The sequence below is a fragment of the uncultured Salinicola sp. genome (assembly GCF_937921195.1).
GTDB lineage: Bacteria > Pseudomonadota > Gammaproteobacteria > Pseudomonadales > Halomonadaceae > Salinicola.
This window is the reverse complement of record NZ_CALFQK010000021.1, coordinates 22,949-34,587: the sequence shown is the minus strand read 5'-3', so window position 1 is coordinate 34,587 and position 11,639 is coordinate 22,949. Positions and strand designations below refer to the sequence as shown.

The 11,639-nt window shown below is 65.0% G+C and carries 13 protein-coding genes and 1 tRNA gene; 11 read left to right on the top strand and 3 right to left on the bottom strand.

The features are described from left to right. Positions 1–86: 86 nt before the first annotated feature. Positions 87–162 (bottom strand) — tRNA-Glu (locus Q0602_RS01555). A 166-nt stretch (positions 163–328) separates the two neighbouring features. On the opposite strand from Q0602_RS01555, the gene msrB reads away from it, so the two are divergent. Then, the gene (gene msrB / locus Q0602_RS01550) at positions 329–727 is read left to right on the top strand and encodes a peptide-methionine (R)-S-oxide reductase MsrB (protein WP_298837859.1); all 399 of its coding nucleotides are present in this window, start codon (positions 329–331) and stop codon (positions 725–727) included. A gap of 135 nt (positions 728–862) precedes the next feature. On the opposite strand, the gene uraH is transcribed toward msrB, so the two are convergent. Then, complete coding sequence (gene uraH, locus Q0602_RS01545) at positions 863–1,273, bottom strand: hydroxyisourate hydrolase (protein ID WP_298837856.1); 411 nt, start codon at positions 1,271–1,273, stop codon at positions 863–865. Positions 1,274–1,489: 216 nt separating this feature from the next. Here uraH and ylqF point away from each other — a divergent pair, with 216 nt between their 5' ends. The 9 genes from ylqF (at position 1,490) to Q0602_RS01500 (ending at position 9,949) form a co-directional block, all read left to right on the top strand. Continuing rightward, positions 1,490–2,434 (top strand): ribosome biogenesis GTPase YlqF, encoded by a 945-nt coding sequence (gene ylqF, locus Q0602_RS01540; protein WP_298837854.1) that lies wholly within the window; start codon positions 1,490–1,492, stop codon positions 2,432–2,434. Positions 2,435–2,599: 165 nt separating this feature from the next. Next, positions 2,600–3,826, top strand: coding sequence for a pyridoxal phosphate-dependent aminotransferase (locus tag Q0602_RS01535; RefSeq protein WP_298837848.1), 1,227 nt, complete (start codon positions 2,600–2,602; stop codon positions 3,824–3,826). A 204-nt stretch (positions 3,827–4,030) separates the two neighbouring features. After that, positions 4,031–4,933, top strand: a complete 903-nt coding sequence (gene htpX, locus Q0602_RS01530; RefSeq protein ID WP_298837845.1) for a protease HtpX — start codon at positions 4,031–4,033, stop codon at positions 4,931–4,933. A 283-nt stretch (positions 4,934–5,216) separates the two neighbouring features. Beyond that, entirely contained in the window at positions 5,217–6,479 is a 1,263-nt protein-coding gene (gene codB, locus Q0602_RS01525; protein WP_298837843.1) for a cytosine permease, read from the top strand. A gap of 126 nt (positions 6,480–6,605) precedes the next feature. Beyond that, positions 6,606–7,127, top strand: a complete 522-nt coding sequence (locus tag Q0602_RS01520; protein WP_298837839.1) for a DUF3455 domain-containing protein — start codon at positions 6,606–6,608, stop codon at positions 7,125–7,127. Positions 7,128–7,268: 141 nt separating this feature from the next. Beyond that, complete coding sequence (locus Q0602_RS01515; RefSeq protein ID WP_295037636.1) at positions 7,269–7,850, top strand: sigma-70 family RNA polymerase sigma factor; 582 nt, start codon at positions 7,269–7,271, stop codon at positions 7,848–7,850. Further along, the gene (locus Q0602_RS01510) at positions 7,847–8,602 is read left to right on the top strand and encodes an anti-sigma factor (RefSeq protein ID WP_298837836.1); all 756 of its coding nucleotides are present in this window, start codon (positions 7,847–7,849) and stop codon (positions 8,600–8,602) included. The genes Q0602_RS01515 and Q0602_RS01510 overlap by 4 nt, the downstream gene beginning before the upstream one ends. A gap of 139 nt (positions 8,603–8,741) precedes the next feature. Next, positions 8,742–9,212: a MarR family transcriptional regulator gene (locus Q0602_RS01505; RefSeq protein WP_295037632.1), complete on the top strand. Its 471-nt coding sequence runs from the start codon at positions 8,742–8,744 to the stop codon at positions 9,210–9,212. Then, positions 9,176–9,949 (top strand): siderophore-interacting protein, encoded by a 774-nt coding sequence (locus Q0602_RS01500; protein ID WP_298837831.1) that lies wholly within the window; start codon positions 9,176–9,178, stop codon positions 9,947–9,949. Before Q0602_RS01505 ends, Q0602_RS01500 begins: the two co-directional genes overlap by 37 nt. A gap of 33 nt (positions 9,950–9,982) precedes the next feature. Here Q0602_RS01500 and pdxB read toward each other — a convergent pair whose 3' ends face one another. Further along, complete coding sequence (gene pdxB, locus Q0602_RS01495) at positions 9,983–11,134, bottom strand: 4-phosphoerythronate dehydrogenase PdxB (RefSeq protein ID WP_298837828.1); 1,152 nt, start codon at positions 11,132–11,134, stop codon at positions 9,983–9,985. Between the two features lie 221 nt (positions 11,135–11,355). Between pdxB and Q0602_RS01490 the strand changes: the two genes are divergently transcribed. Further along, on the top strand, positions 11,356–11,631 hold the full coding sequence (locus Q0602_RS01490; protein ID WP_149436712.1) for a WGR domain-containing protein: 276 nt from the start codon (positions 11,356–11,358) through the stop codon (positions 11,629–11,631). Positions 11,632–11,639: the final 8 nt, after the last annotated feature.

Here is an 11,639-nt window from a genome sequence, read left to right as displayed (position 1 = left end):
GAACTCCCGACCCTCGCCTTGGCAAGGCGATGCTCTACCACTGAGCTATTCCCGCACCGTAACGCTTCACACTTCGCTGAACCGAGTGGCGTCCCATAGGGGGTTCGAACCCCTGTTACCGCCGTGAAAGGGCGGTGTCCTAGACCACTAGACGAATGGGACGTAATGTCTCGGCTCCGTCGAAGTGGCGCGTATGTTACTGAGACGATTTTGAGGTGTCAAGCGATTGATTTCACCGATTTTCGCCATAGCCTAATCGGGACTGGTCAGGGAGTGCCAAATGGCCTGTAATGCAGTGAGCGAGTCGAAGCGATGAGGAGAACTGGACATGGGTAAGGTAGAGAAGACGGAAGCCGAGTGGCGTGAAAAGCTCACCCCCGAGCAGTACCACGTTACCCGCGAGAAAGGCACCGAGCGCCCTTTTACCGGCGACTACCAGGTCGAGCCGGTCCAGGGTATCTACCACTGCGTCTGCTGTGGCGCGCCGCTGTTCGAGAACGAGCACAAGTTCGAGGCGCACTGCGGCTGGCCGAGTTTCGACCGCCCCCTGGCAGCGGCCTCGGTCGAAGAGCATCAGGACGACAGCCACGGCATGCGCCGGATCGAGGTGACCTGCCGACGCTGTGACGCCCATCTGGGTCACGTCTTCCCGGATGGCCCGGCGGAAACCACCGGCCAGCGTTATTGCATCAACTCGGTGGCGATCACCTTCCACGCCGGCGAGTAAAAGCCTGTGGGCCGTCCGGCCCACCCCATGGCACGCCTCTTCCCGGCAGCACCAAAACGATGACCCCAGGACGACAGCGCCCCGACCTCGGTCGGGGCGCTGCCATTGCGACTGTCGCCGCTTATCCGGCCAGACTCAGCTGCCGCGGTAGGTAGAGTAAGCGTAGGGGCTCAGCAGCAGCGGGATATGGTAGTGCTGCTGGGTGTCGACGACCTCGAAAGGTACGGTGATCTCGGGGAAGAAGGTGGCGCTGCCACGGGCGCGGTACCAGTCGCCGGTCTCGAAGACGGCGCGGTAGACACCGGCCTCGAACGTCTCGCTCTCGGGATAGAGCGCCGAGATCCGCCCATCCTCGGAGGTGGTCCCGTTGGCGATGGTCTCCCACCGGCCGTCGGCCCGATGCTCCAGTTTCACCGCCACCCCCGCCGAGGGCTTGCCGGTCTGGGTGTTGAGGACGTGGACGCTGATCGGATTGTCGGCGGCCAGTGAGACGCTCGCGACGCTGGCGAGCAGCAGACCGGCGGCGATTGATGCGAGTGGTTTCATGCGGGGCTCCTTTCCCTGCTGTGGATGACCAGACTCCCTACGCAGCCCGTCGACGAGTGGATGCAAAGAGATGCCATCGTCGGCTGACGACCTCGCCCGCTACGGACGTCGACGCGCCCGAGCTGCAGCCGTTGGGTGCCGCATTCTGCTAGAATGTCCGCCCGCCTGCCGTTGGGGGCGGCACGATTCGATTCGAAGAACAGGCAGGAGAACGTCATGCTCGGCTGGTATCCCGGACACATGAACAAGGCGCGGCGCCAGATCACCGAGGCGCTGCCGGAGATCGACGTGGTGATCGAGGTCCTCGATGCCCGCCTGCCCTACTCCAGCGGCAACCCGATGCTGGCCGACCTGACCGAGCACAAGCCCGTACTGAAAATTCTCTCGCGTGCCGACCTGGCCGACCCCGAGGCGACCCAGCGGTGGATCGCCTTCTTCGATGCCCAGCCGGACAGCCGCGCGATTGCCGTCACCACGACCCAGGCAAGGGAGCTCAAGCAGATTCCGGCGCTGTGCCACGAACTGGCCGGCCAGGTACGCGTCGACCGCGACGTGCGCGTGATGGTGATGGGCATTCCCAACGTCGGCAAGTCGACGCTGATCAACGGCCTCGCCGGGCGCAAGATCGCCAAGACCGGCAACGAGCCGGCGGTGACCAAGCGCCAGCAGAAGATACGCATCGACGGACGTGTCTCGCTGATCGACACGCCCGGTGTGCTGTGGCCGAAGATCGAGGATCAGGCCAGCGCCTACCGGCTGGCGGCCAGCGGCGCCATCCGCGATACCGCGATCGAGTACGTCGACGTCGCCATCGTCTGTGCCGCCGAACTGGCCAAACGCTATCCCGACGCCCTGCGCGAGCGCTACCGGCTCGATGAACTACCCGTCTACGTGGCGCCGAGCGAGACCGACAACGTCGACGCCGATGGCCCCAGGCTGGTCGATTTCCAGGCCAGGGCCGGGTTCGACGGCCATGCGATCATGAGCGAGATCGCGCGCAAGCGCGGCGGCCTGAAGGCCGGCGGAGTGATCAACCTCCACCGCGGCGCCGAGGTCCTGCTGCACGAGCTGAGAGACGGCAAACTCGGCCGGCTGACCCTGGAGCTGCCGGAGGATATCCCCGAACCCGTCGAGGAGGATATCGACGCCTCCGAGAGCTGACCGCCCACCATACAGATACACCGAAAATCCTTCCGTTTCTGCCCCTTGCGCCGCGCCAGCGCGGCGTTATGCTGGGAATCGGTGACACAGCCCACCGGGGAATACCGACTTCCCGCCCTCTTCAACCCGCCTGACGTTTTAGGCTGTGCAGCTTACGGAACTTCAATGAACAGCCCCATTCGGAAATCGCACAAGCTCGACAATGTCTGCTACGACATTCGCGGGCCCGTTCTCGATCACGCCAAACGACTCGAGGACGAAGGCCATCGCATTCTCAAGCTCAATATCGGCAATCCCGCGCCCTTCGGTTTCGAAGCCCCCGAGGAGATTCTCCAGGACGTGATGCGCAACCTGCCGACGGCACAGGGTTACTGCGACTCCAAGGGGCTATATTCGGCGCGCAAGGCGATCATGCAGGAGTGCCAGCGCAAGGGAATCCCGGGCGTGGGCATCGAGGATGTGTTCATCGGCAACGGGGTCTCCGAGCTGATCGTGATGGCGATGCAGGCGCTGCTCAACGACGGCGACGAGGTGCTGATCCCGGCGCCGGACTACCCACTGTGGACCGCCGCGGCCAACCTCTCAGGCGGACATCCGGTGCACTATCTGTGCGACGAGAACGCCGGCTGGTCACCGGATATCGCCGATATCCGCGACAAGATCACGTCACGCACCCGCGCCATCGTGCTGATCAACCCCAACAACCCGACGGGGGCGGTCTACCCGCCGGCGGTGGTCAAGGAGATCCTGGCGGTCGCCCGCCAGCACGGCCTTGTCGTCTTCTCCGACGAGATCTACGACAAGATCCTCTACGACGGCACCGAGCACGTCTCCACCGGCGCCCTGGCCGAAGACGATCAGCTGGTCGTGACCATGAATGGACTCTCCAAGAGCTACCGCTGCGCCGGTTTCCGCTCGGGCTGGATGATTCTTTCCGGGGGACTGGGCAAGCAGAACGCCGAGGACTTCATCCAGGGCCTCACCATGCTCGCCTCGATGCGGCTGTGCGCCAACGTGCCGGCGCAGCACGCGATCCAGACCGGCCTCGGCGGCTACCAGTCGATCAACGACCTGATCCTGCCCGGCGGACGGCTGCTCGCTCAGCGCAACGTCGTGCATGAGAAGCTCAACGCGATCCCTGGGGTCTCCTGCGTCAAGCCGATGGGAGCGCTTTACGCCTTCCCGCGGCTCGACCCGGAGGTCTACCCCATTCACGACGACGCCCAGATGGTGCTCGACCTGCTGCTGCAGGAGCGTATCCTGCTGGTCCAGGGCACCGCCTTCAACTGGCCGACGCCGGATCACGTGCGCATCGTGACACTGCCCTGGGCCGACCAGCTCGGCGATGCCATCGACCGCTTCGCTCGCTTCCTCTCGCGTTATCGACAGTGACCCGCGGCGGTGGCCAGCCACCGCCATGTAACAGGGCCGCGCGTTTCGACGCGCGGCCACGCCCCTCTTGAAACCTATTCACGAAAGTCGTATCTAACGGTTCATAACCGCCTGATTACCGGATATTAACGAACAACGGGCTAATCATGAGCCGGCGCATCACATGACGACGGCCACGCTTTCCACGACTGAGGGTAAAGACCGATGATGCGAATCGTCCTGTTCCTGGCAACCAACCTGGCGGTGATCCTCGTCGCCAGCATCACGTTGCGCTTATTGGGCGTCGAGCCCTATCTCAACGCCAACGGGCTGAACATGAACAGCCTGCTGATCTTCTGCTTCGTGTTCGGCATGGCCGGATCACTGGTATCGCTGTTCATCTCCAAATGGATGGCGAAGATGAGCACCAAGGCCAAGGTGATCGAGCAGCCGGGCAACTCGACCGAGCAGTGGCTGCTCGACACGGTGCGTGAACTGGCGCAGCAGGCCGATATCAAGATGCCGGAAGTGGCGATCTTTCCGGCCCAGCAGTCCAACGCCTTCGCCACCGGCTGGAACAAGAACGACGCGCTGGTGGCGGTCTCCCAGGGGCTGCTCGAGCGCATGCGTCCCGAGGAAATTCGCGCCGTCCTGGCCCACGAGATCGGCCACGTCGCCAACGGCGACATGGTCACGCTGGCGCTGATCCAGGGCGTGCTGAACACCTTCGTGATGTTCTTCGCGCGGGTGGTGGCCCAGGTCGTCGACAGCTTCCTGCGCGGCCGCGACAACGGCGGCGGTCTGGGCTTCATGGGCTATTTCGCGGTCGTCATCGTGGCCGAGATCGTGTTCGGCCTGGTGGCGTCGATCATCGTCGCCTGGTTCTCGCGCTTCCGCGAGTACCGCGCCGACGCCGCCGGTGCCAAATACGCCGGCAGCGGCGCCATGATCAACGCCCTGGCCAGACTGAAGTCCGAGACCAGCCAGCCGGACCAGATGCCCGACTCGCTGACGGCCTTCGCCATCACCACCGGGCAGACCCGCAAGATCATGGAGAAACTGTTCGCCAGCCACCCGCCGCTGGACGACCGCATCCGGGCGCTGAAAGAGTCCGCCTACCGGGAGTGACGTCCATTCGGGACGATGCCCGAGACGCTACCGGATTCCTCCCAACGCCCCGCCCTGTGCGGGGCGTTGGCTTATCCCGACGCCTACCCGACCCGCGTTCCCTCGCGTTGCTCCCTTTCGGCCAGTCGACGACTCGATCCGGCGCGCTCTGCGCCAAAGACGTGCAGACCTGGCACCCGGGCCGGGCCGTCGACCGGTGGAGGACGCGGATGGATAACCCTTTTCAGCGCCGCGGCATGCAGCTTGCTAGGTCAGTCCCGACTGCCCTAGCGAGGATCGAACCATGGCCCTGCCCCAAGCCGACAATGACTACCCCCTGAGCGAAGTGCCCGACGACGCGCGCAAACCCTTCGCGTCGCTGGCCTTGCTGTTGCTGGGCTTCACCTTCTTCACCGCGACCATGTTCGCCGGCGGCCAGCTCGGTGCGGCGTTTCCGCTGGGAGAGCTGCTGGCGTTGATCGTGGTGGGCAATCTGCTGCTGGGCATCTATGCCGCGGCGATCGCCGGCATCGCCGCGCGCTCCGGTCTCAGCACGGCGCTGATGTCGCGGTTCGCGCTGGGCGAGCGCGGCAGCGCGCTATCCGATCTGCTGCTGGGCATCACCCAGGTCGGCTGGTACGCCTGGGGCGTGGCCACCATCGCCAACGTGCTGGTCTCGACGCTGGAGCTCCCTCCCGGCTGGTCAGCCCCGTTGATGGTGCTGTTCGGCTTCGGCTTCTGTCTCACCGCCTTCGTCGGCTACCGCGGCCTGGCGCTGCTCTCCAACGTGGCGGTGCCGGCGATGGCGCTGCTGATCGCCATCAGCATGATCATCGCCTGGCGCGATGGCGGCGGCTGGACCGGGCTGGCCGCCATCGCCCCCAGTGCCGGGCTGGGCTGGGCAGCCGGTATCACCATCATCTTCGGCACCTTCGTCTCCGGCGCGACGCAGGCCAGCAACTGGAGCCGTTTCGCGCGCACGCCGCGTCAGGCGATCACGGCGACCCTGCTGGCGTTTTTCATCGGTAATGGCCTGATGGTCTTGATCGGCGCCGTGGGTGCTCTCGTCTATCAGCAACCGGACGTGGTCGCGGTACTGATCCTGCAGGGCCTGACCGTCGTCGGGCTGGCCATGCTGTTCCTCAACCTGTGGACCACCCAGGACAACACCATCTACAACTTTGCCGCCGCTGGCTGCAACCTGCTGCGCACCCGCCAGCGTGGCTGGGTGACGCTGGGCGGCGCGGCGATCGGCACGCTATTGGCGCTGGCCGGAATGGATGCGCTGCTGGTGCCCTTCCTGATCGCGCTGGGCACCTGCATCCCGCCGCTAGGGGGCGTGATCATTGCCGACTACGTCTTCCTGCGTTGCGGCCGCTATCCCAGGCTCGACGCTGCCAGGTTGCCGGCGTTTCATCTTCCCGGGCTCGGCGCCTATGCGTTGGCAACCCTGGGCGCCTGGTTCTCGCCATGGGTGCCCCCGCTGGTCGGCATCGCGCTGGCGCTGGCGCTCTACCCGCTGTGCTGTCGCTGCCTGGGCCAACGATCCGTGAAGCCGGCGCTATAAACCCGCTCCAGCGGGGCGGGAGCCTGTTCAGCGGCATCGAGATCGTCTGCATCCATATCTCCGGCCCGGGTGTATCCCCGGTGCAGGACATGAAGTCCTGCCCTATTCACGCTCGGAGAGACGCCAATGAAAACCCGACAACTAGCCAGCGTTACCCTGACCGCCACCCTGCTGGGCGGCTTCAGCCTCGCGGCGCACGCCAACGACGTCCCGGCGGACGTGCAGGTCCCGGATGGCAACGAGATTGCCATGGAGACGGTGGGCGTCGGCGAGATCACCTACGCCTGCGAGATGAAGGATGGCGCACACGAGTGGGTGTTCAAGGGCCCGGATGCCAAACTCAACGACGCGGACGGCAACCAGGTCGGCAGCTACTACGGCCCGCCGGCCACCTGGGAATCCAGCGACGGCTCCAAGATCACCGGTACCCAGCTCGCCACGGCCCCCGGCGGCGATGGCAACATTCCCTTCCAGCTCGTGGAAGCCAATCCAGCAGAGGGTGACGGCCACATGTCCGGTGTCACCTATGTACAGCGCCTGAATACCCAGGGCGGCGTAGCGCCGGATATGGCCTGCAGCGAGGACAACGCCGGCGACGAAGAGGTGGTCGAGTACCAGGCGGACTATCTGTTCTGGAAGGCCAGCTGATCCGGCCACGCCGCTGACCCGCAGCGCCCGCCGATCGCGACAGCGGGTCATTGCAGACCGACACGGGCTCGCCATGACGAGCCCGTGTTGCGTAGTATGAGATTTACTGGCCCCAGCGGGGTGCGCTTCAAGGAAGTTCGTGTGACAGACGATGCAGCAGCGTTCAATCCGTCGGCAGCCGATGATCATGGTGCCCTGCTCGAGGCTTGTGCCAGGGGAGAGCGTCAAGCGCTGCAGCAGCTCTACGCGCTGGAAGGTTCGCGCCTGCTGGGGGTGGTAGCACGCATCGTCGGCGATCGCGGTATCGCCGAAGACATCATTCACGACGCCTTCGTCAACATCTGGAACAAGGCGCACACCTTCGATGCCACGCGTGGCTCGGGCAAGACCTGGATCTTCAGCGTCGCCCGCCACCTGGCGCTCAACCACGTCAGAACCCGGCATCGGGAAGTGACCGTCGATGACGAGACTGCCGACAGGCTCGACGCCGAGCGCGCTCAGGAGGCGGAGACGGACATGCAGGATCATTTCGACTGGCTCGGTCACGGGGACCTGGATCGCTGCCTGGCGCAACTGGCGCCCGAGCGGCGCAACTGCCTGTTTCACGCCTATGTCGACGGCTTCAGTCACCCGGAGATTGCCACGCGCATGGATCGCCCGCTCGGCACCGTCAAGGCCTGGATCAAACGCAGCCTGGCTGCACTGCGCGAGTGCCTGTCATGAGCAATCATTCGGCGTCGAGGTCTCCGCTCGGACCGGAGGAGACCGAGGATCTGGCAGGCGAGTACGTGCTCGGCACACTGAACGCCGAGCAGCGTCGCGATGTCGAGCGTCGTCTGCTCGAGGACCCGCAACTGCAGCAGGCGATAGGGGATTGGGAGAGGCGCCTCCAGCCCTATACCGCGATGGTCGAACCGGTCGCGCCATCGAACCGGCTATGGCCGCGCATCCTGCGCACGCTCGACAGTCAGGAGGCCGCACAATCGGCGCCGGCGGATGACCGCGCCGCTCACCCGGCCGGGCTGCTGAGCCGATTGTGGCATGACCTGACACTGTGGCGAGGCTTGAGTTTCGCCAGCATCCTCATCGCCACCGGCCTCGCCGCCATGCTGGCGTTCAGCCCTGCGCAGGCGCCCTCCTCTCGCTACCTGGTGGTATTGATGACCCCTCAACATACGCAAGCCGGCTGGATAGTGCAGGCGAGTTCACCGCGGCAGATCAGCCTGAAACCCGTCGGCACCTTCGAGGTGCCGCCCGGCAAGGCGCTGGAGTTCTGGACCAAGGCGGATGACTGGAGCGGCCCCGTCTCCCTGGGCCTGGTCGAGCCCGGCGAGACCAAGCAACTGTCGCTTGACGATCTCCCGCCACTGGAGGACAACCAGCTGTTCGAACTGACCCTCGAGGACGACACCGGCTCTCCGCTGGACCGCCCGACCGGCCCGATTCAATTCATCGGCCGCGCCGTCGAGCTGTAAGCCGCCGCCAGCCATCGAGGATGGATGCGCAGGCTCGCGGTGGCCGCGACCGACGTCTGCTCGATGCCAATGAGAATGGTTGACATTTGCCGGCGTCAGGCGCCTAATTGGTTGACACTATCAACCGATTAGGCGCGACATGTCCGAGACGACGTTCGGTGAATCCCTGCATCAGCTCATGCATGCCTACAAACGGGCGCTGCGCCAGGCCTATGCCGACGCCGAGCTGGACCTCACCGTCTCGCACATTCGCACGCTCAAGGCGATCCGCGGCCAGATGCCCTGCACCGCCCAGGCCATCGCGCAGCGCACCCAGCGCGACAAGGCCCAGATCACCCGACTGCTTCGCGACCTGCTCGATGCGAACATCATCGTCAAAGCGCCACATCCAGAGGACGGGCGCAGCCAGATGCTGTCGTTGACCGGTCATGGCCGAAGCCTGCTTGAGAGCGTCGATGCGTGCGAGCGCGAAGCCCACGAGCGGCTATCGAACGGGATGACGCAGGCGGATCTCGACGCCTTCCTGCGCCTGTCGCGGTTGATGATCTCCAACCTGAAGTCACGGGAGTCCCGATGCCCAAACCCGCCCCCAGACCTTACACCGTCTTGAACCGCCAACTCGTCACGCCCCACATGCTGCGCTTGACGTTCGGTGGAGAAGGCATGGCCGAATTTCCCGACGATCAGGAGAGCGCCTATATCAAACTGATCGTCCCCGCCCAGGACGAGACGGCGACCTCGAAAGGCGCGCCGGGGACGATGCGCACCTATACCGTCCGCCATCAGCGCCCCGGCCAGATCGACGTGGACGTCGTGCTGCACGAGGATGGCGGCCCCGCCGCGACATGGGCGGCAGCAGCGCAACCGGGGGACACGATCCTGATCGGTGGCCCGGGACCGGTCAAGCGCCTGCCGACGGCAGCCGACTGGTATCTGCTGGTCGGTGACATGACCTCGCTGCCGGCGATCGGCGCCAATCTGGAACGCCTGCCTCCGGACGCCAGCGGATACGCCATCATCGAGGTGACCAGCGAAGCGGATATCCAATGGTTCGACCTGCCCGACGGCATGCGGATCAACTGGCTGATCAACCCGCACCCGGGCAGCGACAGCGATCGTCTCGTCGACGCCCTGCGCGAGTTCGACTGGCTTCCGGGCGTCCCGGGGATCTGGGTCGCCTGCGAGTTTGCCGCCATGCGCAAGCTACGCCGTCATCTGATCGACGAGCGCGGCGTGGACAAGCGGGCGATGTACATTTCGAGCTACTGGAAGCTGGGCACCAGCGAGGATGGCCACCGGATCGTCAAGCGCGAGGATGCCGACAGCGAAGAGGCCGGAAGCGCCTGACGGCATCCCGCCAGGCTCCCCTGCCGGCCACGGCTACTTGCCGAGCTTGACGCTGAAACCGAAGCCTTCCATGGCGTCGCGAAGACCGCCCTTGTTCTTCTTCAGTTCGACCCGCAGCGTCTGGAATTCGCGGCGTGAAGGATACTCGCGGCGATAGGCATCGAACCCCGCCGCCATGCCAAGTCGACGCCGGTAACGATCGAACGCCAGCATGTCCCGGCGCACGTCGTAGCAGGCCCGGGCGCAGAGCGACAGCGCCTCCAGCGGCGGCGTCCAGCTGTGCAGGACGATCTTGCGCAACCATGGGTCGGGCTTGAGCTGGCCGAGCTTCTTGCGCGCCGGCAGGCCAAAGTGGCGCATGGCGGCCTGGTAGATCATCTCCGTCCCCAGCATCTTGCCGTCGACGCTGTAGCCGGCGATATGGGGCGTTCCGATGTCGACCAGCTCGAACAGCGCCTCGTCGATGCCCGGCTCGTGCTCCCAGACGTCCAGGACCGTGCGCAGATCGCCTTGACGCTCGAGACGCTCGCGCAGGGCGTCACCGTCGAGACAGTCACCTCGCCCGGCGTTGATCAGCACCGTGCCCGGCTCGAGGGCGTCGATGCGGCGACGATCCATGAGGTGATGAGTGGCGTGTTCGCCAGCGGCCACCAAGGGGGTGTGCAGGCAGACGATATCGGCTCGCTCGATCAACGCGTCCAGGTCGAGAAAATCCTCGCGGCCCTCGGCCTCGGCTCGCGGCGGATCGCAGATCAGGCAGTCGACGTCCAGATTGTCCAGGCGCGCCGCCAGACGACCGCCGACATTGCCGGCACCGACGATGCCGACGGTCTTGCCCGAGAGCGAAAAGCCATCCTCCTCGGAGAGCAGCAGCAGACTGGAAAGTACGTAATCGACCACCGAATCGGCGTTGCTGCCAGGAGCGCTGGCAAAGCCGATACCCCGTTCGGCCAACAGCGCCGTGTCGATATGATCGGTACCGATGGTGCAGGTGCCGACGAATTTCAGCTTGTCGGCCCCTTCCAGCAGGGCTTCGTCAACCTGGGTGATCGACCGGACCACCAGAATGTCGTGTCCGCGGAGACTGGCCGCGGTCATCTCGCGGCCGGGCTGGCGCGTGATCTCTCCCAATTCGCCGAAGAATTCTTCCGCCAGCGGAATGTTCTCGTCCACCAGGATACGCATGACTACCCTCTTGTTTCGTTCGAACCCGGCGTCAGAGCAGTGTCGGATAGCGGTCGCAGGCAGCGCCTCGAAACCGGCGTCGATTTCTACGGGGCTTGCTTTACAATGGCACCTGACGTCGGGTGCATCGCGGGGCTGAAGAGCCGCGACGCTCGGCGCAGCCATATTAGGCCGGCCATTCGCGATGAACAAGCGATGAGCACCAAGCAGCAGGAGTCCGCGTGATCGTCCGTTGGGAAAGTGAACATGACTACGTCCTGGTCCATCTGCATCAGGACATGTTTGGCGACTGGATCTACAGTCGCGCCTGGGGCCAGATCGGCACTCAGTACGGCGGCCTCAAGCACGCCGTCGCCGACAGCTACGATCAGGCCATGATGTGGGTCGACGACCTGTCGCACATACAGACGGCGCGCGGCTACCGCAAGGTGCTGGAAGCCGAGGACGATACCCCCGAAGGGCGGCAGGCCGTAGCCCAGCTGTCGCTGCTTGACTGAGCGCGAGC

Coding starts and splice junctions, on each gene's coding strand:
- Q0602_RS01520 (WP_298837839.1), top strand. CDS start 6,606: ATGAAAACCCGACAACTAGCCAGCGTTACCCTGACCGCCACCCTGCTG.
- Q0602_RS01500 (WP_298837831.1), top strand. CDS start 9,176: ATGCCCAAACCCGCCCCCAGACCTTACACCGTCTTGAACCGCCAACTC.
- uraH (WP_298837856.1), bottom strand. CDS start 1,273: ATGAAACCACTCGCATCAATCGCCGCCGGTCTGCTGCTCGCCAGCGTC.
- Q0602_RS01505 (WP_295037632.1), top strand. CDS start 8,742: ATGTCCGAGACGACGTTCGGTGAATCCCTGCATCAGCTCATGCATGCC.
- Q0602_RS01510 (WP_298837836.1), top strand. CDS start 7,847: ATGAGCAATCATTCGGCGTCGAGGTCTCCGCTCGGACCGGAGGAGACC.
- msrB (WP_298837859.1), top strand. CDS start 329: ATGGGTAAGGTAGAGAAGACGGAAGCCGAGTGGCGTGAAAAGCTCACC.
- codB (WP_298837843.1), top strand. CDS start 5,217: ATGGCCCTGCCCCAAGCCGACAATGACTACCCCCTGAGCGAAGTGCCC.
- pdxB (WP_298837828.1), bottom strand. CDS start 11,134: ATGCGTATCCTGGTGGACGAGAACATTCCGCTGGCGGAAGAATTCTTC.
- htpX (WP_298837845.1), top strand. CDS start 4,031: ATGATGCGAATCGTCCTGTTCCTGGCAACCAACCTGGCGGTGATCCTC.
- ylqF (WP_298837854.1), top strand. CDS start 1,490: ATGCTCGGCTGGTATCCCGGACACATGAACAAGGCGCGGCGCCAGATC.
- Q0602_RS01535 (WP_298837848.1), top strand. CDS start 2,600: ATGAACAGCCCCATTCGGAAATCGCACAAGCTCGACAATGTCTGCTAC.